Source organism: Acinetobacter portensis (assembly GCF_009372215.1).
GTDB lineage: Bacteria > Pseudomonadota > Gammaproteobacteria > Pseudomonadales > Moraxellaceae > Acinetobacter > Acinetobacter portensis.
This window is the reverse complement of the sequence record NZ_LWRV01000033.1, coordinates 1-22,188: the sequence shown is the minus strand read 5'-3', so window position 1 is coordinate 22,188 and position 22,188 is coordinate 1. Positions and strand designations below refer to the sequence as shown.

Genomic DNA, 22,188 nt, shown 5'->3' with positions numbered 1-22,188 from the left:
CTATATCCTGAACAAACTTCTTTGGTTAAGTTAATTACTCAGGATGTTTTATAAATGACAACAAACAAGGAAATGTAATGAAAAAAACATTAACCACATTAGCTCTTTCTCTTAGCTTACTTATTCCAATTTCATCTTTCGCTAAAAATAATGTTGTCGTTGTTGCAACAGGCGGTACCATTGCAGGTGCAGGTGCAAGTTCCACCAATAGTGCAACTTACACAGCTGCTAAAGTTCCCGTAGATGATTTATTAAATGCGGTTCCGCAAATTCAGAATTTAGCCAATGTTACAGGCGTTCAGGCTCTTCAAATTGCATCTGAAAGTATTACAGATAAAGAACTACTAAGTATTGCACGTCAAGTAAATGACTTAGTGAAAAAACCATCAGTAAATGGCGTTGTCATTACACATGGTACAGATACAGTTGAAGAAACGGCTTTTTTCTTAAGTTTAGTGATTAAAACCGACAAGCCAATTGTACTTGTTGCTTCTATGCGCCCACCTTCAGCGCTTTCTGCCGATGGCCCTCTGAACCTTTATAGTGCAGTCGCACTTGCAGCATCGGACAGCGCCAAAGGCAAAGGCGTAATGATTCTAATGAATGATGATATTTTTGCAGCGCGTGATGTTTCAAAGACTATTAATATTCATACCAATGCATTTGCAAGCCAATGGGGTCCATTAGGTACGCTTGTTGAAGGTAAGCCTTATTGGTTCCGAAACGTAGCAAAACGCTTCAACAATGCATCAGAATTTAACATTGAAAACATTAAGGGTGATGCCCTACCACTTGTACAAATTGTTTATGGCTCAACAAATATGTTGCCAGATGCCTATCTTGCTTATCAAAAAGCAGGTGCAAAAGCGATTATTCATGCAGGTACAGGTAATGGCTCTGTAGCGAAATATATCGTACCAACACTAAATCAATTACAGGCAGATGGTGTACAAATTATTCGCTCATCACGTGTGCCTCAAGGTTTTGTATTACGCAATGCCGAACAACCTGATGATAAATACGGCTGGGTAGTTGCACATGACTTAAATCCACAGAAAGCAAGAATTTTGGCTGCATTAGCCTTAACAAAAACTAAAGATGCAAAAGAAATTCAGCGCATGTTCTGGGATTATTAATTTAATTATTTAAATAAAAAATGCGCCTCTTATGGCGCATTTTTAATACACAGATCTTATAGAAAAAGGTACTATTTAATCAAATCTATTGATTAATTTTGGTGAGTGCTTATGACCTATAAAGTTCATTTTATTGATGTAAAAAATCAGCTACAGAACTATATATGGTTAATTGAAAATACTAGCACCAAAGAAGTCATTGCAGTCGATCCAACCGAAGCGAAATTAGTTGAAGCATTCTGCTCTGAAAACAAACTTCAATTGGCACAAATCTGGCTCACACATTGGCATAAAGACCACGTAGGTGGTGTTCCTGCATTACTCATCAACCGTAATATTCCTGTTTATGGCCCGCGTGAAGAACTGAGTAAAATTCCGTTTATCACCCACCCACTTTCGCATGAAAATTCATTCAAGTTTCACGACTTAAAAATCGATATTATTGCTGTTCCAGGTCACACACTTGGACACATTGTTTATTTTGCCGATGCCATTAATAGCTTATTCTGTGGAGACACCTTATTTGCTATGGGTTGTGGTCGAGTTTTTGAGGGTACATTTGAACAAATGTATCATTCACTCAATAGACTTTCTGCTTTACCACCACGCACAAAAGTGTATTGCACACATGAATATACGCTTTCAAACGCTAAATTTGCCTTACACATTGAACCCAATAATGTCGATATTATTCAACGCACTCAAGAAGTTGAAAGCTTACGCCTACTAAATCAATGCACACTACCAAGCACAATTGACCTTGAACTCAAAACCAATCCTTTTCTACGCGCGAACAACGTTAAAAAATTTCAAGAGCTCAGAGAGCTTAAAGATAATTTCTAATTTAACATTTTATTTGATGCGTATTTATATACGCATCCCCCAAAACTATTTTTTCTAAATATCAATATATTCTTCAATCATCAATAAAGAGCAAACAAACATTGATTCTCATTTAATATTTACAAAATATTTCCAACTTACATTTTTTAACATCGAATAAAAAAAGAAAATAAATATTAAAAAATATTTTTAATATTTATTACAACAACTTAAAAACAACTCATCCAATTTTAGACGCATAAAACTACAACTTTTTATAAAATATAAAAATAAAAACTCAACATAATTCATTTTTATTTAATTTTATCCTTTAAAAAGTTTTATCCATCCCTATTAATATATTTAGGGATAAACAAGGAGCTTTCTCGTGAAAAAAGTAGTTAAGGCAAAAAATTTAATCGCATTTCGTATTTGGTTAGAAAAATTAGGATATTCAGTAAAAAACCTAACAGATAACCGTGGTTTTACTTTTAGTTTCAAAAAAGAATATGGCTTAGTGACTTGCGAACTTTCAGGTAATGCCCTTGCAGTTCAATTGGGTGAAGAGTTTGAGGATCATTTAAAAGCTTAATGTGTTCATAACACAAAGTGAATATTCACGCGAATAGTGAAAAGGATTTTCATATGCCCATTTTTTAATGGGCATTTTTACATCTATACATTTAAGTTGTCTTAAGTTTTATTATTAAAAGTCAGTATTTACTAAATTTCAGGCAATAAAAAAGCAAGGACAATGCCTTGCTTTAATAATGATGGTGGGGACGGAGAGACTCGAACTCTCACACCTTGCGGCGCTGGAACCTAAATCCAGTGCGTCTACCAATTTCGCCACGTCCCCATCATAGGGTACTAACATACTGTTAGATTTTAAGTTGGCAGAGGATCAAGGACTCGAACCTTGACGAACGGTTTTGGAGACCGTCATGCTACCATTACACCAATCCTCTATTGCCTAATAACTATCAAACTTAGTTGATAATTATTGGTGGGGACGGAGAGACTCGAACTCTCACGCCTCGCGGCGCTGGAACCTAAATCCAGTGCGTCTACCAATTTCGCCACGTCCCCAATGGCTGTGTATATTATAGAGATCACTTAATGATGACAAGCCCTTTTTATTAAAAAAACCATCGTTTGTTTAAATAAAAAACAAAATGATATTTTTTGGTTTTTTCTTATACATTTTCAGTAATTAAGCTCATTTTTAATGCTGAAATATCAATCAACCTATCTGTTTTTTGCTTTATTAACATTGCATCCAATGTCCTTTTAAAACAAATAAATGATTCTGGCAGTTCAATTTTTAACGTTTGGCAGTGTAAAACTGCCCAATCATAATAATTATTTGCAAAAAGTCGCTCTTGTTTTAACCATTCATAAAAAACAATACCTAAAGCATAGATATCTGAAGCGATACTTTTTGCTTCTGCGTGAAATAATTCAGGCGCCATATATCTTGGTGTTGCATTTAATTGTGAAAATTTAAGCGTATCTTTAATTTTTATGCTTTGTTCAAAGTCGATGAGTTTGGTTTGATTGTTATATTCAACAAAATGTTCTGCTTTTAAATCTGCATGTAACCACCCTGCTTTATGCAAATTTTCTAATACAGAAAGTGCTTGAAGCATTTTATGTTTAATTTGATCTATGTTGAGTGTATTTGTAGGTTCATCAAATAAAAACTTTGCATGGGGTAAAATCAGAAGTGGCATGCCGATATTAAAATTATTCACCACCGCGGAATGCTTTAAAATTTGAAAAGGCAATGCAATGCTTTCAATCTGCTTTTCACTTAAGGATGTATAGAAATCAAGCTCACGCTGAAAAGCATCTTCTAGGCTGACTTCATTTTGCAGTGCTTGGGTTTTTAGCCAATATTGTTGATGTTCTTCAAACCAATAAAATACACGGCGTCCTAAAGCCAAACTTTTCGGCTGACTTGCACAAGTTAATTTTTTAGAAAGTATATCTTCCAAATTAAATTTGAATATATTCTGAACCTGCATATTGCACTTTGTCTTGTTGATATGTGAGAAGCTCTAAGCAATGCTGAATGGTTTTACCTACACGTGCATGAACTTCGATAGATGAAATTTTTGGCCATGTTGCTCGCTCACCTTCACGTTGCAACATCTTAAATAAGTGTTCTTTCGGGTTTTGTAGCATATAACTGTAATGACGCAAGTTAAAATGCCCCACGATATTTACATCACCATAATAACGCTGATCTATTACCCCATAACCATGATCAAGCAAACGTCTTACCGTCGGTACACTTCCCACGCGTTCACGTGCAAAATCCATCATGCCTCTTGAAATTACTTTTCCTTGACGACGCACAATACGTTCAGGCCAACTGAGCATATCCTTACGAAAACGTTCTTCATCACTTTGCATAAAAGGCACAACGTGCGGATTTACCTGACATGCAATGGTGTAATTTAAATTATATAACCGTGCCATTTTCTCTTGTGGAAAATCACTACGTACACTGCCATCTACCCATGTAGTTGTTGCCATATAGGGTGTGTATTTACCATCTTGGCGTTTACTTGTAAGGCGTACAGGTGGAAATAATACAGGTACAGCACACGAAGCCAATACAGCGCTCCAAACCAACAAATCTGGAGCTGTATAGGTATTCATAATTCGTGCATCTTGAGAAGCATCATACGGTGCAACAGCAACATTAATATGTAAGCCAGATCGCTCGAAAGCTTCAGCAAAAGTTAAATCACCTAAATTGTTCTTTAAAAATTGTTTAAGGAATTTAACATCAGCAATACCGCCATTCCCTTTAAGAATTTCACGCCAATCTCTAAATTTAAATGCTTCATTAAAGAAACTTTCACCACTTAAAATTTGTTGCATATCTGAAGGCTTAGAAACGCCAAGCATTGCAGTCATAATTGCCCCTGCACTTGAACCCGACATCACTTTTGGCATTAAATCTTGCTCTAGTAATGCCTTACAAACACCTGTATGAAACAAACCTAGCGTTGCACCGCCTGAAAACATTAATGCAGGCTGACCATAAGCTTTTTGACAGGCCTGGAAAAATGCGATTTTTTCTTCATTGTTTATCGTTTGACATTGTTCTGATGCCACAAATGCCAAACTATTACTTACCTCTGCAACATAATCTTCAATGATTTTTTTTGTTCCAACCATGGTTGCTGTAAACAACATTGGATGTGCAATATTGGCAATATCGTAAGTTAAACCTTCACGCAAAATATGCATTAAATCTGAAATACGATTTTGCGCTCTATAACGTCGGAGTAAAATTAAACGATGCGCAATTATTTCTGCATCAAAATAAGGCGATGAATTATCATATTTCCATGCTTGTGCACCCGTTTCTTCATCTATTTTTAGCGCTAAATGCTGCCATTCTTCATAAGATTCAGCCTGTTCAATTTGTTTTTTTAATTCTTTAATCCGTTTGTTTTTATGTGTATTCATGCCATTTCCAAAATCTTTAAATAACATTACAACCCTCTTCCATGTTTTTATACATCAACCCTAATTCTCACTATGCAGAACTTCTATAAAGAGTTCAATGATTAAAACGTGTTTTACTTGGCAAGTTATTGAAGTTTGGTATACATTCTTTAAGCAATATCTAGCCTCTTCTATATTGAAATATAAGCTGAAAAATCATGGCACTAATTGATTTACCCGAAAACCTTTTAAAATTAATGACCACCGTACTGCAACAAGTACAACAAGCTTTGCCCGAGCTTCAACACAGTTCAGATTTTTCAACATCTGCATATAAATGGCAAAACAAACAATTAAAGCCCATTGTTCAAGCAAAAACTATGTATTTAGCAGACTTAAAAGGTATTGAGCGTCAAAAAGAAAAAGTCATTCAAAACACCTTACAGTTTTTAAAAGGCTTACCTGCCAATGATGTGCTACTAACAGGCTCACGAGGTACAGGAAAATCATCTATTGTTCGCGCATTACTTACAGAATATGAATCACAAGGTTTAAGACTCATTGAAATTGAACGTGATGATTTATCCGATTTACCCTTAATTCAAGACATTATTAAAGATCGTCCTGAAAAGTTTATCGTGTATTGTGATGATTTGGCTTTTAATGCGGAAGATGAAAACTACCGTAGTTTAAAAAGTGTTTTAGATGGTTCATTACAATCGGGTTCAGGTAATTTTATTATTTACGCAACCAGTAACCGCAGACATTTATTACCTGAATTTATGCATGAAAACATCCCACTTCAAAAAGTTGATGTCCCTCAATACACAGAGCTACATCCTCAGGAAGCCATTGAAGAAAAAATTTCATTGTCAGACCGATTTGGCTTATGGCTTTCGTTTTACCCTATGGATCAAAACTTATATTTAGAAATTGTTGAAAATTACTTACATAAAGCCAATATGACCATGGATGATGAAGCGCGTATTGAAGCTCTAAGATGGTGTCAATCACGTGGGCAACGTTCAGGACGAGCCGCTTATCAATTTTCTAAACATTGGATTGGTTCACAACAACTGAAAAATAGTTAATTTAAAAATCACTTGGCTATTTCCAAACATCTAGCTAAGTGATATTAATTATCATTTATCAATAAAAATCATATCATTTTGCCCTTTTCATAGATTTAAATAATAAATATCAATAAAAGGAATTGTTTGTTTGATGTGTTTTTGCCTAAAATACATCATTAGTTATTAGACCAAATTTTTAGGTAGCCGTCGCCATGACATTTGTTGTCACAGAAAATTGTATTAAATGTAAATATCAAGACTGCGTTGAAGTTTGTCCTGTTGATTGTTTCTACGAAGGTCCAAACTTCCTTGTCATCAATCCAGATGAATGTATTGACTGTGCGCTATGTGAACCGGAGTGCCCTGCAAATGCAATTTTCTCGGAAGACGAGTTACCTGCAGGTCAAGAAGTCTTTATCGAGCTAAATGCAGAACTGTCGCAAACATGGCCAAATATCACGCAAATTGGCGACCAACCTGCCGACCGTGAAGAATGGAATGGCAAAGAAGATAAATTACAATATCTTGAAAAATAAGATTAAAAAAAAGATCAGCACTTGCTGATCTTTTTTTACCCACAAAAGACACATTTCATTTCAATATTTTCTGAATAATTCTCATTTTTTAGATTATTATATTTCTGATTTTAATAAACTTCTGATTTAAATAATGAAGCATTTTTTGAAAGCCGTGCTTTCGTTTAGTTTTATCCCACTTTTCATGATTGGATGTTCTTCTAATCCCAATCAAGGTTCTACATCTACACAGGGTAAAAGAATTTTCATCCCTCAAGAAAATGTGACTTTTGATCGAAAGGTTCCGCCTAAAGTTATTCCTTATGCATATAACTCATGGACTGCCGTAAGTGATAATTTAAAACAAATCCGAGATTATGAAATATTCTTAGAAAAAAATGGCGTAGGTAATATTATTCCTAGCTATGAATTACTACGCACCGCACGTGATTGGCAAAAATGTGGTCGTTCTGAATACATGGTTCCTAGCCGTGAATTATGGGCAAATCAAGTTCCTACATTACGCATTTTTAAATACTTAATTGCATCTAAAGTTTTAACAGACTTTACGGTAACCTCTGTTTATCGTGACTTGGCTTTAAATCAATGCGCTGGTGGTGCAAGTTCATCACGTCATTTATTTAACTCTGCCATCGATTTCCGTATTGGTCCTGCAATTCCTCAACCAGAAGATTATGCATATATTGAATATAGCAAATTCAAGCTTTGCCAATTTTGGTCACAATACGGTAGTAGCCTAAACATGGGCTTAGGCTTGTATTCTACTGGTCAAATTCATATTGACTCTCAAGGCTTCCGTACTTGGGGACCCGATTTATCTCGTAAATCATCGATGTGTCATTACTAAATTAAAATCTTAAAAAAGAGGTCAATTGACCTCTTTTTTATGTCTTATTGATATCTTAGATGGATTTTTTGCTTTAAAAATTGCAGTCTGAGCATAAAGGTATAAAATGCACGCAACGCAACAAAGGTAAATGTACTATGCAACAAATGTGGACAGAAATTGATAGTTATATCGAGTCACATTTAACTCCTGAAGATCCAATTTTGACTCAGACTTTAAAAAATACTGACGATAAAGGCTTCCCAGATCATCTTGCTGTTGCGCCAAACCAAGGCATGTTATTGCAAATGCTCATTCAAATGAACAATTGCAAACGCGTACTTGAACTTGGTACTTTTGCTGCTTACAGCACCATGTGGTTGGCTCGTGCACTTTCTGAAGATGGTTATATTTTAACAATGGAAGGTCGTGATACACACGCAGCATTAGGTCAAGAAAATATCGACAATGCTAAGCTTAAACCTACTGTCGAATTAAAATGTGGTCGTGCAGCTGATATTCTTCGTGCTTTACCTGAAGATACAGTACCTTTCGATTTTATTTTTATTGATGCCGATAAACAAAGCTATCCTGAGTATTTAGAATTGAGCTTAAATTTATCGCATTCAGGCACCATTATCTTTTTAGATAACGTGATTCGTGCAGGTGAAATTTTAAATCCTGACAATCATAAACCAAGTATTGAAGGCATTCGTGACATGTTTAAAGCGATGCAAAATCATCCTAAAATTCTTTCTTGCACTGCCCTACAAACGGTTGGTAGTAAAGGACATGATGGCTTTGCAATTGCGATTGTTAAATAATTTTTTAACAGCGAACAAAAAACAAACTTTGTTTTTTTATTATTTAACTTTATAGACTTACACACACTGTCCATATAGTTATCCACAGTAAATGAGGATAACTATGGACAGAAATAAATCAGTTTAGACAAATTACTCTAAACAATAGAAATATCCTTATTTAACCACCAATAAAGGTACGATTGAGTTCCTAAAAATAGCGGTTGTAATACTCCCCAAAAAGAATTGTTTGATTTTACTATGGCTAAATGCACCCAACAGAATAAGTTGAATACCATGTTCTTTTTGATATTCCAAAATATTTTCTGAAACATCACCATATCTATATTCTGTAACGACATCTAAACCTGCTTGCTTCAAAAAGTTTTCAGGCTCTTTAAGCACTTCAGGATGATCCCCCACATATAACAAATGACATTGCAATAATCGTAGTAAATCAGTTTTTGCAATTCGATGCATCATCTTCACGCACGTTGGAGAATATTCATAAGCAAAGATAAAACGTGTAGGTGGCTTAAATGTTTCACCCACAGTCATTACGGTGCAATTTGCACCACGAATAAAGTTTTCAACATTGCTTCCCATTGCTTTTTTTCGTTCAGCAGATCGCTCGCCTAAACGCCCAATTAATGCAATATCATCTTCTTGAAGAACATTAAAACTTTGTTCTAAAAAATCACCTTTTTCTTGAATTCGAGTAGGTACAATATCGTGTTTTTCTTGAATTAATTCAGAAATATGATTGAGTAAATTATTACTATAATCGAGTGCTAATTCACTTTGTTTTTGTTCAAGCTCCGCAAGCTCTTTTAAAAGCATGGCATTACTTTCAAAACCAATCACACCACTAATTTCCCCTAAATGATAACTTGCAGGGTAATAGTCCAAAACTTGTAATAACACAAGTTCTCGATTGGTTTTCTTGGCAATCCAAGCTGCAGCTTCAGCAAGTGCATTAATACAAGGGGATGAATCAATACAAGCCACTACACGTTTCATAAAACCCTCCTTATGTTTCACATTTTTTAATTCATTGTTGTTATTTTTAAATTAGCACATCTTTATTATAGTTTTCATCAAATTATGTAAGTTTAAGCTTCATTTATTATTTTCGATAACGTATTAACTTTGCAGGATTCCCTGCCACAATTTCATTTTCAGCGACATCTTTCGTAACCATACTGTTCATACCAACCACTGCATGGTCGGCAATTTTCACGCCATCTTTCACACCAACATGCGCACCCAACCAAACATCTTTGCCTATTTCGATCCCTTGAGAGCGCACAGGTTGTTGATAGATTGGCATATCAAGTTCCATACCATGATCAAAAGCATATAAGTGACAATAGGCTGCAATACGAACTTGATCATGCAATTTAATACCGACTCGTCCACCATCTAAAATACAGTGATGATTAATAGCAACTTCATTGCCAATTTCAAGTGGCCCATGCAAAGTGCAATCGGCTGCAATAAAAGTATTATCACCAATAATAATTTTACGACCTGATTCAGCAAAAATATGTGCCAAGGGTGAAATAAAACAATTTTCACCTATTTCAACTGTTTCCATCGACATCAAATATGCTTGATATTCTTTTTGCCACTCATCTGCCCACGCACGATTTTTTGGCTTTAACGACCAATATAACCAAGGCATATAATTCAAACGATGTTTATGCTGTTCACGATATTTTAATAATGGATCGATATCAGTCATTCGATGGCTCCTCAACAATTTTGAGTTGCGCACGTCCTCGGGTTAAATCTTGAATTTTATGAGCGAGCGGTTCAATTTGATGAATTTGTGCGAGTGCATTCACCTGAACACCATCTGCGGTATAACTTTCCTGATATTCAATTTCGCTTTGTTTTAATTCATATTGTAAAATTGACCATTCATTAAATAAACATTCAAAGTAAATTTTTTCTTTTTTAATCAGTTCAATTTTTTCAGCAAGTAACAAGCATTGCCCTGCGCTTCCACCATAGGCGCGTACAAGACCACCTGTACCAAGCTTAACACCACCATACCATCGGTTGACTAACACAAGTACATTGGTCAGCTCATTGCCTTCAATTGTGGCTAATATTGGACGCCCTGCTGTGCCAGATGGTTCACCATCGTCATTAAACCGTACATCATGCCCTATTTTCCAAGCCCAACATTGGTGTGTTGTGGTGTGATCTTTATTGGCTTCTAAAAAGTCTTTCACCGCTTGTTCATTTTCTACAGGTACAGCAATGGCTTGAAAGCGACTTTTCTTTATATCTTCTTCAAATTCTACAGCTTGGGCAATGGTAAATGGCATAAATGAAAAAACTTAAGCAATTAAGTCATTATAACGTGTTTTAGGGCTAAATTTGGCAATAAAAAACCTCTTCGGAAAGAGGTTTTTATAAGTGAATTATTTAGTTTTAACGTTCACGTAATGCTTCACGTGCTTTGTTAAATGGTTTAACCAGATATTCAAGTACAGTTTTTGAACCTGTTTTAATATCAACTGTCGCCACCATACCTGGGGTAATACTAAATTGCTTACCTTCTTTATTGGTCAGCTTATCTGTATTGGTACGAATATAAACACGATAATAAAATTGGTCTTGCTTCACTTCATCTCGAGTTGTATCTGGTGAAATAACTGTTACTTTACCTGCTAAGCCACCATAAATGGCATAATCATATGCGGTAATTTTAACAAGTGCTTCTTGCTCAGGATGAATAAACGCAATATCTCGAGGTGAAATACGTGCTTCAATCAGAAGCTGATCATCTAATGGCACAATGGTCATGATTTTACCATTTTGTGGAATAACCCCACCTATGGTCATCACATCAATTTCTTTCACAATACCACGCACAGGCGATTTAAAAAGCGTACGGTTTAAGGTATCAGACTTCCCTTTTACCACTTGCTGTTGTGTTTCAATATCGGTATTAGCTTTTGCTAACTCTTCACGAGATTTCACATAATATTGATTTTTAATATCATTCATTTGATTTAGTAAATCATTGGCTTGACGCTTTAATCGAAGTACCTCAACGTCACTTGCAGCACCTTTTGCAACAAGTGGTTCGGTCATGCTCAATTCCTGCTTCACTAAATTTAACGCTTGCTTTAAGCCTGATAATGATTCTTCTAAATTAGCACGTCTTGAATTATAAAGAGCCGTTTCTTCAGCAACCAATTTAGGTTCTTTCAGCACCTCTGACGGAAAAGATAATGCCGTACCACTTACTTCTGCACGTAAACGAGCAGCTGTTGCTTTAGACGACATCAATAATGATGCTGTTTCACCAACATTAGATTCAAAACGTGTTGGGTCTAATTGTGCAAGCACTTGTCCTTGTTCTACAACTTGACCTTCTTTCACGTGAATTTTTGTCAAAATACCGCCATCCAAAGACTGAACAATTTGCTCTTTCGATGTAGGAACAACTTTACCCGTACCTGTTGAAACTTCTTCAAGCTTAAAAAACCACGCCCAAGCCAATAAAACCAAAAGCCCTATACATACAATCCAAATCAGCATGCTAGCTTTAGGTAATGGTGGCTCAAGCTCAGTAACAGTCATGTTACGCTTTTGATTTAACTTTGCTTCACTCATGATTGAACTCCAGCTTGAATTTGATGCTGTTGCACACGAGGTTTCTCTTGCGACTGATTTAAAATTTGATCACGAGGACCATCCATCACAATCTTGCCGTCATTCATCACAATAATACGATCTACCAACTCTAGAACTGCTCTACGGTGTGTCGCAATAACCAATGTTTTATGATCAAGTTGCTGTTTCAACTGATCAATAAATTGCTTTTCAGTGACATCATCAATGGCTGCGGTAGGCTCATCTAAGAGTAAAATATTTGGCTTACGAATTAATAAGCGCGATAAAAGTAAGGCTTGACGTTGACCACCAGAGAAGCCAATTCCGCCCTCTAAAATCATATGATCCAAACCTTCTTTTTTGTCTTGAACAAAGTTGATTGCACCTGTCATTTTTAAGGCATGTAAAATTTCATCATCACTTGCTAAAGGTGCACCAAGCGTAATATTTTCACGCACAGTTCCAAAAAACAAACTTGAACTTTGATTTAAAAGTGACATATCACGACGCACATCTGAAGGATCAATGAGTGACATATCTACACCATCGAGTTTAATTTTCCCTTGAACAGGTGTTTGCATACCCGAAAGCAACTGCAATAACGTCGATTTACCCGCACCATTTCGACCAAGAATGGCAATTTTTTCGCCTGATTTAATCTGCAATTTGGGAATAATTAGGCTTGGTTTTGGATCATCTTCGCCATATTGGAAAATGACTTCGGAGAATTCATAGTCACCATGAATTGCAGGTTTATGAATAAGGTGTGCGTGATCAGGCTGATCGACAGGCTTTTTCATCAACTCATCTAAGCCTTTTTTAGCCGCTTTGGCTTGTTGCCAGCGCCCTAAAACTCCTGCCAATTGTGAAATAGGTGCAAGCATCCGTGAAGATAAAATTGAACACGCCACCAATGCACCTGTGGTCATTTCACCCTCCATCACAGCAAAAGCCCCGACTAAAACAACGATTGCAAATGCCAAACCTTGAATTTTTTGCGTCCAAGTATTCATAAAGCCCACTATTTTACGTTGGCGCATAGAAACTTCGGCAGATGCTTCATTCATGTGATTCCATTGATTTTGGAATCGAGTTTCGGCACGTAAAAGTTTGATATCTTCAATACCCTGAACGGCTTCTACCAACATCGCATTACGAATGGAGCTTTCACGAATCCCCTCATTGGCAAGTTTCGCTAAAGGTTTTTGCGCTAAGAAACCAGGAAGAATCATCAGTGGCACAATTATCAACATCACCCAGAATAAATTGCCACCAATAATCCAGAAAATTGCGAGGAATAATAAAAAGAATGGTAAATCTGCGATGGCTGAAATAGTGGTTGATGTGACCAAATCTCGTACGCCTTCTAATTCACGAATTTGTGAAATAAAAGTCCCTGTCGATTTCGATCTTTCTTTATTTTTAATACGTAAAGCATGACCAAAAACACGATCTGAAATTCGTAAATCTGCACGTTTACCAATAGTATCGGATAAATAAATACGTGCCATACGCAGCACAAACTCGAAAATTGAAGCGAGTAAAACACCACTAGCAAGCACCCAAAGTGTAGATACTGACTGTGCAGGAATAACACGGTCATACACATTCATGGAGAATAGAATGGTAGCTAAAGCTAAAATATTTGCCAATAATGATGCCAACATCACATCGGTATAACGTTTCCAATCTCGAAGAACAATTGACCAAAACCAGCTTTGCTCATACGGTTTTATATACTCATCAATACGTGCATCGGGTACAGATTTTTCAGGACGTAAAATATAAACATGACGAATATGTTGTTCTAAAACATCAATGGTTGATGTTTGAGATAAGCCACCATCACCACTAAATTGAATATTTACATGCCCTTCAGCATCTATTTTATCGACCACCCCCACTTGACCATCATTCATTTCAACAATGATCGGTAAACGCCAAGGATTCAATAAATCTTTATTCAATGTAGATTTACGAATACTTAAACCAATTTGGCGCGTCATCACGGCAAGAACATCATCTACCGTTTGATTCGGATTCCAATCGAGTTGCAAACGAATGCGCTCTTCAGAAGGTTCTATGCGGTAATGCTTTGCAATCGACAAAACTGCCTGAAGCCAAGGTTGATAATTAATTTTTGTACTCATGGCTTCACCATAAACCCTTGGATTGATGTATTTTTCAATTGATAAGCATCAAAAGATTGCCCCGTAATCGAAAGGTATTTAATAAGTGCTGCATAAATGTCATAACGTGCATTTTCAATTTCTTGCGCTGCACTATGAATCGCTTGTTCGGCATTCAATAAATCTACCGCAGAGCGCGTACCCAACTTATATTGCTCTTGATACAACTCGCGTGTACGAATGGTTGTTGCTTTACGTGCAGTTAAAATGCCAAATAATTTTTGCTTATTATCAATTTCTTCACGAATCACTCTCAACTCATCTAAAACATCTAAATAAACAGAACTGACTTTTGCTTTTGCAGCTTCTTCGGCAAAACTAGCCGCTTTATTTCTAGAGGAAACAGCGCCCCCCTGATAAAAAGTGCTTGTCGCTTCAAGCATGATTGAACTATCTGTTCCATCATCTTCATTATTGCTTGGATGCTTACCATTTACAGCTTGGCTAAGAGAACCTTTCACACTTAAAGTTGGGTAATTACTTAATTTGGTTTGTTCTTTTTGTAATCTTGCAATTGCTACTTCTGTTTGCGCAACCATCATTTTAGGAACCCTATTGAATTTAGGTTCTTCATATAAATGTGAATCTGCAACAATTGTTTCAGGAATTTGAAAATCGAGGGTTCTTGCATCCACACCAACAAGCGTTCGAAGTTTTTGTTGATATTGGCTTAATTGCGTTTCTTGCACAATTAAATTTGCTTGAGCCGACTCGACATTTGATAACGCTTGCACAGGGTCTGCCTGCGTACTAATACCCGCTTTTGCGCGTAAATTAGTAATCTCAGCAATATGAGACATCCCTTCAATTTGCTGCTTAGCAATTGCGGTAATACTTTGATAACGTTTAATATTCACAATCGCAATAGCAGTATCATAAGCAATTTTGTCAATATCGACTAATACATTGGCTTGAGATGCTATTAATTTTGCTTGTTCAATACTAACGCTACTTTTAACTTTACCAAAATCGTAAAGCATTTGCGTTGCATTCAAACTCAGAACTTGTCCATAACCTTTTTGATCAGTTAAATCGGCAGAAGAAAAACCACCCGAAATTTGTGGATAATAACTTGCACGAGCCACGTCAATTGTAGCGTTCTGAGAAGATAGGTTTGCAATTGATTGTGTCACTGTTGGACTACGTTGCAATGCTATTAAAATCGAATGATTAAAGCTTTGTGGCTTTTGTATTTGGGAAACAATCACACGAGGCGAAATTTGACTATATGAACCTTGAGAAATAATCGGCAATGCTTCGGATTGTTGTCTATAAACACTAAAATCACTTAGTTCGCTAAAATTTGCCTGATTAAAATTTGGGTTCGATTTGGGAGATAAAATCCCCGATAAAGCATCTTTTACTACCATTGTAGAATGCTTATTGGGGCTTTGAGTATATGCATGATTTGGGAGAAATATAGCAAGCGATAACAAGCTGAGTGGCTTCATGGCACTCGAAATAAATAGCTTTATATTTACCGTTTTTTGTCTGATAAACATGATCAATTTAACAAAATAATTTTATTTTATTTTATCGCTATTTGTTTGTTAATGTGTATTTTTGTTAAGTTTTATTACCGTATTTTTCAATTTATAATTCATGCAGATGTTTACATAAAAATCTGCATGAAATTCTAATACTTAGACTTTAAAGTCATCACCAAGGTAAACTTGACGTACTGTTTCATTGGCTAAAACATCTTGCGGAGAGCCTTCTGCAATCACAGAACCTTCACTTACAATGTAAGCTCTTTCACAAATTGCGAGTGTTTCTCGTACATTATGATCTGTAATAAGCACACCAATACCGCGGTTTTTTAAGGTACTAATAATATCTTTAATATCACCAACTGAAATTGGATCGACACCTGCAAAAGGTTCATCAAGTAACATGAATTTTGGATCTGCAGCTAAAGCACGTGCGATTTCAGCACGACGACGCTCACCACCAGAAACGCTCATACCCAATGAATCTTTAATATGCGTAATTTTAAAATCTGCCAAAAGTTCTAAAAGGCGTTTTTTACGCTGATCTTTATTCAAATCTTTACGCGTTTCTAAAATTGCCATGATGTTTTCAGAAATCGTCAGTTTTCTAAAAATTGAAGCTTCCTGAGGTAAGTAACCAATACCTTTTTGTGCGCGTTCATGCATGGCTAAATCAGATAAATCTAAATCATCTAAATGAATTTCGCCTTTATCCATACGCACAAGACCGACAACCATATAGAAACTTGTTGTTTTCCCTGCACCATTTGGACCAAGTAAACCGACAATTTCACCACTTTTCATAGTGAAAGAAACATCTTTTACAACCCAACGCTTACTATAATTTTTAGCTAAATGCTTAATACATAAAGTTTGTGTTTTATCTAGTTCATCCATTAATCACGTGCTCCAGGATAAGATTTAGAGCTTGTTGGCGGAATCACGATTTGTACACGACCATTTGAAGAGCCTGTACTATTTGGAGTACCAATTGCTTCAATATCACCTTTATTCATGCTGTATTTTAATGTTGCACCACGAATACTTGAGCCATTTTGTTCAAGTAATGCATTACCTGAAAGCGTGATAATTCCTGTTTCTGCGTTATACACAATTTTTTGTGCCTGACCTTTTGCTAACCCTTTGGCAGAATCAAGCTTTTGCTGAAATTTTGCAGGTCCACCTGTTGCTGTAATTACGCTAATTTGTTTATTTGCATTTAAGTTTGCAACAAGTGATGCAGCTTGAACCTTCATTGTGCCTTGTTCAATAATGACATTACCGCTATATGTTGTTACGCCAGACTTTTCATTAAACGTTGCTCTGTCTGCAACCAATGATAATGGTTGTTGACGATCCGATGGAATTGCATATACCGCGCTCGAGGATACAATTGCCAAGCTTGCCACGAGTAAAGATTTTTTAGCTAAAAATTTCAATGTATTAAGCTTAGAATTATCGTTCATATGTTCCTCGAATATTAAAAAATTCGTATTGTCCGTTGTTAAAATTTGCCTTCATCCCCTGACTTAAAAATTTAGCTTGTGGGGACTCAACGGTAATTTGCTTATCTGTTTGCAAATCTCTAGTTTTAGGATAACCCGTCAGTTCTGATGTCTTAAATGTCATTTTTTCACCACTATCTAGAAAACGTGTGGCTAAAACCTGATTAGACATGACAACCTTTGAGTTATTGTCATAAGAATTCACAACTTTAGCAAAAAAGCTCCCATCGGGTTTAGAATCTTGAAAAGTATCTGCATTCAGATTCATTAACCTAGCACTATTTTTTTGCATATCTTGTTCTAAACGATCTGCTCGCGCCTTTAAAGATATCAAGCCTTTTTCATCTGTTTGAGTCAAATTAATTTGTTCGGCAGAATAAGTCATGCTTCTAGAAGAATCGACTTCTAGCTTTTTACCTTTCCCGCCCAAATAATAATAACCACTACTTATAGCTGCAATCATTAAAGCGACGACATATAATTTTTTTGTATCCATAAGTGTGATTTCAACTCAAGCTTTTGAATGTATATAACATTATTGTGGCGCAGATGCATATTTTTCGAGTAACTGTGTGTATACGCCTTTCGACATTAAAATCATATCGCAAATTTCACGTACAGCACCACGCCCACCCATCGCTTGTGTCACTAAATCTGCACGACGACGCACTTCAACATGACCATTTGGAACAGTAACCTTCATACCTGCAATTGCAAATGCAGATAAATCGGGCCAATCATCCCCCATATATAAGCAATCTTCAGGTTTAAGATTAAATTGTGCACATGCTTCTTTTAATGCAACGCCTTTATCTTCACGACCTTGAAATACTAAATCTACACCTAATGCAGACATACGTTGTTCTACGATATTACTTTTACGACCAGTAATAATAATGACTTTAACACCTGCTTGTTGTACAAGCTTCATGCCTAATCCATCACGAATATCGAAAGATTTAATTTCATCGCCTGAGTTTGTAAGCGTAACAAAACCATCACTCAAAATACCATCAACATCTAGAACCAAAGCCTCAACATGACGTGCTTGTTCTAACAAAACATATGATGCCATTATCTATTTTACCCCAGCTTGAATTAAGTCATGCATACCAATTACGCCAATCACTTTATTTTCAGTATCAACCACAACAAATTGATTTACTTTCTTTTCATTCATTTTCTCTAATGCAATCACGGCACGAGAGTTTTGCCCAATAGTCTGAGGATGCTTCGTCATGACTTCAGATATAGATAAATGAATATCAAAGCCTTGCTGCTTATCGATCAAACGACGTAAATCACCATCCGTAAAAATACCAAGCAAAACGTCATTTTCATCAACGATGGTGGTTAGACCTAATCGCTTACTTGAAATCTCATAAAGCACTTGATTCATTGGTGTGTCTGGAGATACTTTTGGTAGCTCATCACCCGTATGCATAAGATGTTTTACATCGAGTAATAAGCGTTTGCCTAAAGCACCTGCAGGATGTGAACGTGCAAAATCATCGGCAGTAAAACCACGAGCTTCCAACAATGCAACAGCCAAAGCATCACCTAAAGCAAGTGTTGCCGTTGTGCTTGAAGTTGGTGCTAAACCCAATGGACATGCTTCTTGAATATTCCCTAGTGTCAGTGCAACATCTGCATTTTTTGGCATTGGCCCTTTATTGTCACTACTAATAGTAATCAATGGCACACCTAGATGCTTAACCAAAGGCACTAACATCATAATTTCATCACTTTTTCCTGAATTGGAAATTGCAATTAAAACATCGCCACGAACAATCATGCCCAAATCGCCATGCCCTGCTTCACCGGGATGCATAAAAAATGAAGGTGTTCCTGTTGAAGCAAAAGTTGCTGCCATTTTGCGACCAATGTGACCTGATTTTCCCATACCCGTCACAACTAAACGACCTTTGCATTGCAAAATAATTTCACAAGCTTGCGTAAAACGATCATCAATTTGTGTCGTAAGAACTTGTAATGCATGTTTTTCTATTTTTAATGTTTCTAAAGCAACGCTTTGAAAATCAATTTGATTTGGCATGTTTTCTGAATTCAACTTTAAGACCTTGCCCTATAAGAGCCATTCATATGCATTTCTGCTTAATTTTCGCAATTTTATCATATCTATTCAATCACAATGGTTCAAAATGTGTAAGAAATCTCTTTTTTAAACCACTGTTAGGCATTCGGAATACATCCATTAGCATTGAGTAAATAAAGTATTTGACTGTAATTATTTTTAGACAGCAGCGTAATATATTTAGGCATAAAAAAAAGCGCCTATCTTTCGATAGGCGCTTTTTCGTATTCTGGAGCGGGAAAGGAGACTCGAACTCCCGACCCCAACCTTGGCAAGGTTATGCTCTACCAACTGAGCTATTCCCGCAATGAGGTGAATTATAGAGAGTTTTATGATGATGTCAACTCTCTACAATTTCATTTGATCAATTAATCAGCACGACGCCAAATTGTCCCTTGACGCGTATCTTCTAAAACTACACCTTGATCGAGTAAAGATTGGCGAATTTCATCTGCACGCGCAAATTCTTTCGCTTTCTTTGCGTCGACACGCTGTTGAATCAAATCTTCAATTTGTTCAGCAGATAAACCCAAGGCTTCTTGACCAATATCTGACTTTAAAAAATCATCTACATTGTGCTGAACTAAACCTAAAATATTAGTTAAATGACGTAAAGTTGCATAGTAAACAGCTGCTTGCTCTGAATTCTCATCTTTAACTGCACGGTTCAATTCTTTGTTAATTTCAAATAAAACTGCAATCGCTTCTGAGGTATTAAAGTCATCGCGCATTGCAGCATTAAAACGTTCAACCAGTGCTTCATCATACGCTGCAACAACGTCCGTACCATAAGTTTGCTGGTATGCTTTGAAAGAATGATAGAAACGTGACAGTGTATTTTTCGCTTCTTTTAACGCAGTATCTGAAAAATTTACAGGGCTACGATAGTGCGATGATACGATGAAATAACGAATAACTTCAGGATGGAATTTATCCATTACATCACGAATAGTAAAGAAGTTGCCTAAAGACTTAGACATTTTTTCACCATCAACATTAATGAAACCAACATGCATCCAGTAGTTTACATATTGTTCATCTGTTGCAGCTTCTGATTGTGCAATTTCGTTTTCGTGATGTGGGAATGTTAAGTCTGAACCCCCACCATGAATATCGAAATGATTTCCTAGGCAGCATGTCGACATTGCTGAACATTCAATATGCCAACCTGGACGACCATTACCCCATGGTGAAGCCCATGATGGTTCATTTTCTTTGGCATGTTTCCAAAGTACGAAGTCAAATGGATGTTTTTTCTCTACTTCAACATCTACACGATCAGATGCACCTGCTTGCATATCTTCGAGTTTACGACCTGAAAGACGACCATATTTTGCAAATTTTTCAACTTCAAAATACACATCACCATTTGCCGATGGATATGCTGTGCCTTTATTAACAAGCGTACCAATCATATTTTGCATTTGATCGATATAGTCTGTTGCACGTGGTGCTTCATCTGGATGTAAGCATCCTAAATTTTCAGCATCGTCATTCATTGCTTGAATAAAACGATCTGTTAAAGCGGTAATACTTTCGCCATTTTCATTGGCACGTTTAATAATCTTGTCGTCGATATCTGTAATATTTCGAACATATTTTACATTCCAACCCTGACTGCGTAAGAAACGAATAATGTAGTCAAATGCAACCATTACGCGAGCATGACCAATATGACAGTAGTCGTAAACTGTCATACCGCACACATACATGTCGATATGTCCTTCTTTACGTGGAACAAATTCAACTTTTTTACGTTGCTCTGAATTGTATAGAACAAATGGTTGCATAGGTTTTCATAAGTGCTTTTATTAATGATGGCTCATCTTAACCTAAGCACTATTTTTCATAAAGTTTTAACATTAAATTTTATAGTTTTCTGCATAAAAAAATCCCCAACCGAAGTTAGGGATTTTTGTTTTCAGTTTTCTACAATTAGATTAGAAAATGATTTGGTTGTTGTTCAATAACTCTTCCAATGTAATCACTTTGTCTTGATTTGTTAAAGTGAGCAATTTTGTACTTTCAAACTCCACTCCAGCTTTCCCATCTCGGTCGATAGAAATCATTGCAGATTTTGTAGATGCATCATATTTGACATCAATATACTGAGCAATATTTAGCTTAGTTGCGCTATCATCAAGTAGTGCTGAAATATCAATCGCATCAGCTCCATCAGTTTTGAAAATTGTTGGATTTGTTAACGATTCTAATTTCAAAGAATCGGTATAAACTTGTCCCACCTTAAAGTCCGTCCAAATATCTTGCCCATTTCCACCCAAATGACTTGCATCATCTAAGAGTTTATAAAGAAGAAGATCTGATCCACCCTTACTTGTAATGATATTGTTAAATGCATTACCAACTAAAACTTCATCACTATCCGAACCTTCAAGTACAATATCTGTATCTGAGTCAGATTTAACAATAGTATTATAACTATCTATTCTGATTTCGAGCTTCGCTGTTTCCTGCGTACCATTAAATAAATTAGTAATTTTATACTCAAAGATTTCTTTAGAGCCAATATCTGCAGCCTTAACTAAGCTTTGAGTTAATGTATATTTATAATAACCATTATCCCAAATTTGTAGTGAACCGTACCGGGTTTGTCG

22 protein-coding genes and 4 tRNA genes are annotated in these 22,188 nt (G+C 36.2%); 7 read left to right on the top strand and 19 right to left on the bottom strand.

Going from position 1 to position 22,188, the window contains the following annotated elements:
• Window positions 1–77 precede the first annotated feature (77 nt).
• The 3 genes from A6M14_RS02035 to A6M14_RS02025 all read left to right on the top strand — a co-directional run bounded on the left by A6M14_RS02035 (window position 78) and on the right by A6M14_RS02025 (window position 2,550).
• Entirely contained in the window at window positions 78–1,136 is a 1,059-nt protein-coding gene (locus A6M14_RS02035; RefSeq protein ID WP_152873260.1) for an asparaginase, read from the top strand.
• A 111-nt stretch (window positions 1,137–1,247) separates the two neighbouring features.
• On the top strand, window positions 1,248–1,979 hold the full coding sequence (gene gloB, locus A6M14_RS02030) for a hydroxyacylglutathione hydrolase (RefSeq protein ID WP_152873258.1): 732 nt from the start codon (window positions 1,248–1,250) through the stop codon (window positions 1,977–1,979).
• Between the two features lie 367 nt (window positions 1,980–2,346).
• Entirely contained in the window at window positions 2,347–2,550 is a 204-nt protein-coding gene (locus tag A6M14_RS02025; RefSeq protein WP_163120808.1) for a hypothetical protein, read from the top strand.
• Window positions 2,551–2,732: 182 nt separating this feature from the next.
• On the opposite strand, the gene A6M14_RS02020 is transcribed toward A6M14_RS02025, so the two are convergent.
• The 5 genes from A6M14_RS02020 to A6M14_RS02000 form a co-directional block, all read right to left on the bottom strand.
• Window positions 2,733–2,817, bottom strand: a tRNA-Leu gene (locus tag A6M14_RS02020).
• Between the two features lie 35 nt (window positions 2,818–2,852).
• Window positions 2,853–2,926, bottom strand: a tRNA-Trp gene (locus tag A6M14_RS02015).
• 36 nt (window positions 2,927–2,962) lie between these two features.
• Window positions 2,963–3,047 (bottom strand) — tRNA-Leu (locus A6M14_RS02010).
• A 107-nt stretch (window positions 3,048–3,154) separates the two neighbouring features.
• Entirely contained in the window at window positions 3,155–3,955 is an 801-nt protein-coding gene (locus A6M14_RS02005; RefSeq protein WP_171500225.1) for a protein kinase domain-containing protein, read from the bottom strand.
• A gap of 1 nt (window position 3,956) precedes the next feature.
• Window positions 3,957–5,471, bottom strand: a complete 1,515-nt coding sequence (locus A6M14_RS02000; protein ID WP_152873254.1) for a DUF3336 domain-containing protein — start codon at window positions 5,469–5,471, stop codon at window positions 3,957–3,959.
• Window positions 5,472–5,641: 170 nt separating this feature from the next.
• Here A6M14_RS02000 and A6M14_RS01995 point away from each other — a divergent pair, with 170 nt between their 5' ends.
• From A6M14_RS01995 to A6M14_RS01980, 4 genes are all read left to right on the top strand, one after another.
• Window positions 5,642–6,514, top strand: a complete 873-nt coding sequence (locus A6M14_RS01995) for an ATP-binding protein (RefSeq protein ID WP_152873252.1) — start codon at window positions 5,642–5,644, stop codon at window positions 6,512–6,514.
• Between the two features lie 194 nt (window positions 6,515–6,708).
• On the top strand, window positions 6,709–7,032 hold the full coding sequence (gene fdxA / locus A6M14_RS01990; protein ID WP_152873250.1) for a ferredoxin FdxA: 324 nt from the start codon (window positions 6,709–6,711) through the stop codon (window positions 7,030–7,032).
• Window positions 7,033–7,165: 133 nt separating this feature from the next.
• The gene (locus A6M14_RS01985; RefSeq protein ID WP_152873249.1) at window positions 7,166–7,879 is read left to right on the top strand and encodes a D-Ala-D-Ala carboxypeptidase family metallohydrolase; all 714 of its coding nucleotides are present in this window, start codon (window positions 7,166–7,168) and stop codon (window positions 7,877–7,879) included.
• 137 nt (window positions 7,880–8,016) lie between these two features.
• The gene (locus A6M14_RS01980; protein WP_152873247.1) at window positions 8,017–8,682 is read left to right on the top strand and encodes an O-methyltransferase; all 666 of its coding nucleotides are present in this window, start codon (window positions 8,017–8,019) and stop codon (window positions 8,680–8,682) included.
• A gap of 156 nt (window positions 8,683–8,838) precedes the next feature.
• Here A6M14_RS01980 and A6M14_RS01975 read toward each other — a convergent pair whose 3' ends face one another.
• From A6M14_RS01975 to A6M14_RS01910, 14 genes are all read right to left on the bottom strand, one after another.
• A complete protein-coding gene (locus tag A6M14_RS01975) occupies window positions 8,839–9,681 on the bottom strand; it encodes a universal stress protein (protein ID WP_152873245.1) in 843 nt (280 codons plus the stop codon).
• Window positions 9,682–9,787: 106 nt separating this feature from the next.
• Window positions 9,788–10,405, bottom strand: coding sequence for an acyltransferase (locus tag A6M14_RS01970; RefSeq protein ID WP_152873243.1), 618 nt, complete (start codon window positions 10,403–10,405; stop codon window positions 9,788–9,790).
• A complete protein-coding gene (locus A6M14_RS01965) occupies window positions 10,398–10,997 on the bottom strand; it encodes an IMPACT family protein (RefSeq protein WP_152873241.1) in 600 nt (199 codons plus the stop codon). Before A6M14_RS01965 ends, A6M14_RS01970 begins: the two co-directional genes overlap by 8 nt.
• 106 nt (window positions 10,998–11,103) lie before the next feature.
• Window positions 11,104–12,294, bottom strand: coding sequence for a beta-barrel domain-containing protein (locus tag A6M14_RS01960; RefSeq protein ID WP_152873239.1), 1,191 nt, complete (start codon window positions 12,292–12,294; stop codon window positions 11,104–11,106).
• Window positions 12,291–14,444: a type I secretion system permease/ATPase gene (locus A6M14_RS01955; RefSeq protein WP_152873237.1), complete on the bottom strand. Its 2,154-nt coding sequence runs from the start codon at window positions 14,442–14,444 to the stop codon at window positions 12,291–12,293. Before A6M14_RS01955 ends, A6M14_RS01960 begins: the two co-directional genes overlap by 4 nt.
• Window positions 14,441–15,985 carry a TolC family protein gene (locus tag A6M14_RS01950; RefSeq protein ID WP_417281739.1) on the bottom strand — a complete coding sequence of 515 codons (1,545 nt, stop codon included), beginning with the start codon at window positions 15,983–15,985 and terminating at the stop codon, window positions 14,441–14,443. Before A6M14_RS01950 ends, A6M14_RS01955 begins: the two co-directional genes overlap by 4 nt.
• 141 nt (window positions 15,986–16,126) lie before the next feature.
• The gene (gene lptB, locus A6M14_RS01945; RefSeq protein ID WP_152873233.1) at window positions 16,127–16,870 is read right to left on the bottom strand and encodes an LPS export ABC transporter ATP-binding protein; all 744 of its coding nucleotides are present in this window, start codon (window positions 16,868–16,870) and stop codon (window positions 16,127–16,129) included.
• The gene (lptA, locus tag A6M14_RS01940; RefSeq protein WP_152873232.1) at window positions 16,870–17,439 is read right to left on the bottom strand and encodes a lipopolysaccharide transport periplasmic protein LptA; all 570 of its coding nucleotides are present in this window, start codon (window positions 17,437–17,439) and stop codon (window positions 16,870–16,872) included. The genes lptB and lptA overlap by 1 nt, the downstream gene beginning before the upstream one ends.
• Window positions 17,429–17,974 carry an LPS export ABC transporter periplasmic protein LptC gene (gene lptC, locus A6M14_RS01935; protein ID WP_152873230.1) on the bottom strand — a complete coding sequence of 182 codons (546 nt, stop codon included), beginning with the start codon at window positions 17,972–17,974 and terminating at the stop codon, window positions 17,429–17,431. The genes lptA and lptC overlap by 11 nt, the downstream gene beginning before the upstream one ends.
• A 39-nt stretch (window positions 17,975–18,013) precedes the next feature.
• Window positions 18,014–18,553, bottom strand: a complete 540-nt coding sequence (locus tag A6M14_RS01930) for a KdsC family phosphatase (protein WP_152873228.1) — start codon at window positions 18,551–18,553, stop codon at window positions 18,014–18,016.
• 3 nt (window positions 18,554–18,556) lie between these two features.
• Window positions 18,557–19,534 carry a KpsF/GutQ family sugar-phosphate isomerase gene (locus A6M14_RS01925; RefSeq protein WP_152873226.1) on the bottom strand — a complete coding sequence of 326 codons (978 nt, stop codon included), beginning with the start codon at window positions 19,532–19,534 and terminating at the stop codon, window positions 18,557–18,559.
• A 269-nt stretch (window positions 19,535–19,803) separates the two neighbouring features.
• Window positions 19,804–19,879 (bottom strand) — tRNA-Gly (locus A6M14_RS01920).
• 62 nt (window positions 19,880–19,941) lie between these two features.
• Window positions 19,942–21,363 (bottom strand): cysteine--tRNA ligase, encoded by a 1,422-nt coding sequence (gene cysS, locus A6M14_RS01915; protein WP_152873224.1) that lies wholly within the window; start codon window positions 21,361–21,363, stop codon window positions 19,942–19,944.
• Window positions 21,364–21,513: 150 nt separating this feature from the next.
• Window positions 21,514–22,188: type I secretion C-terminal target domain-containing protein (locus A6M14_RS01910; RefSeq protein ID WP_152873222.1), on the bottom strand; the 675-nt coding region annotated here is incomplete at its 5' end.

Bases quoted from the DNA above. Each gene is read 5' to 3' on its own strand.
- lptC (WP_152873230.1), bottom strand. From the start codon at position 17,974: ATGGATACAAAAAAATTATATGTCGTCGCTTTAATGATTGCAGCTATA.
- A6M14_RS01985 (WP_152873249.1), top strand. From the start codon at position 7,166: ATGAAGCATTTTTTGAAAGCCGTGCTTTCGTTTAGTTTTATCCCACTT.
- cysS (WP_152873224.1), bottom strand. From the start codon at position 21,363: ATGCAACCATTTGTTCTATACAATTCAGAGCAACGTAAAAAAGTTGAA.
- lptB (WP_152873233.1), bottom strand. From the start codon at position 16,870: ATGGATGAACTAGATAAAACACAAACTTTATGTATTAAGCATTTAGCT.
- A6M14_RS01995 (WP_152873252.1), top strand. From the start codon at position 5,642: ATGGCACTAATTGATTTACCCGAAAACCTTTTAAAATTAATGACCACC.
- gloB (WP_152873258.1), top strand. From the start codon at position 1,248: ATGACCTATAAAGTTCATTTTATTGATGTAAAAAATCAGCTACAGAAC.
- A6M14_RS01960 (WP_152873239.1), bottom strand. From the start codon at position 12,294: ATGAGTGAAGCAAAGTTAAATCAAAAGCGTAACATGACTGTTACTGAG.
- A6M14_RS02000 (WP_152873254.1), bottom strand. From the start codon at position 5,471: ATGTTATTTAAAGATTTTGGAAATGGCATGAATACACATAAAAACAAA.
- A6M14_RS01950 (WP_417281739.1), bottom strand. From the start codon at position 15,985: ATGTTTATCAGACAAAAAACGGTAAATATAAAGCTATTTATTTCGAGT.
- A6M14_RS01925 (WP_152873226.1), bottom strand. From the start codon at position 19,534: ATGCCAAATCAAATTGATTTTCAAAGCGTTGCTTTAGAAACATTAAAA.
- lptA (WP_152873232.1), bottom strand. From the start codon at position 17,439: ATGAACGATAATTCTAAGCTTAATACATTGAAATTTTTAGCTAAAAAA.
- A6M14_RS01970 (WP_152873243.1), bottom strand. From the start codon at position 10,405: ATGACTGATATCGATCCATTATTAAAATATCGTGAACAGCATAAACAT.
- fdxA (WP_152873250.1), top strand. From the start codon at position 6,709: ATGACATTTGTTGTCACAGAAAATTGTATTAAATGTAAATATCAAGAC.
- A6M14_RS02035 (WP_152873260.1), top strand. From the start codon at position 78: ATGAAAAAAACATTAACCACATTAGCTCTTTCTCTTAGCTTACTTATT.
- A6M14_RS01930 (WP_152873228.1), bottom strand. From the start codon at position 18,553: ATGGCATCATATGTTTTGTTAGAACAAGCACGTCATGTTGAGGCTTTG.
- A6M14_RS01955 (WP_152873237.1), bottom strand. From the start codon at position 14,444: ATGAGTACAAAAATTAATTATCAACCTTGGCTTCAGGCAGTTTTGTCG.
- A6M14_RS01975 (WP_152873245.1), bottom strand. From the start codon at position 9,681: ATGAAACGTGTAGTGGCTTGTATTGATTCATCCCCTTGTATTAATGCA.
- A6M14_RS01980 (WP_152873247.1), top strand. From the start codon at position 8,017: ATGCAACAAATGTGGACAGAAATTGATAGTTATATCGAGTCACATTTA.
- A6M14_RS01965 (WP_152873241.1), bottom strand. From the start codon at position 10,997: ATGCCATTTACCATTGCCCAAGCTGTAGAATTTGAAGAAGATATAAAG.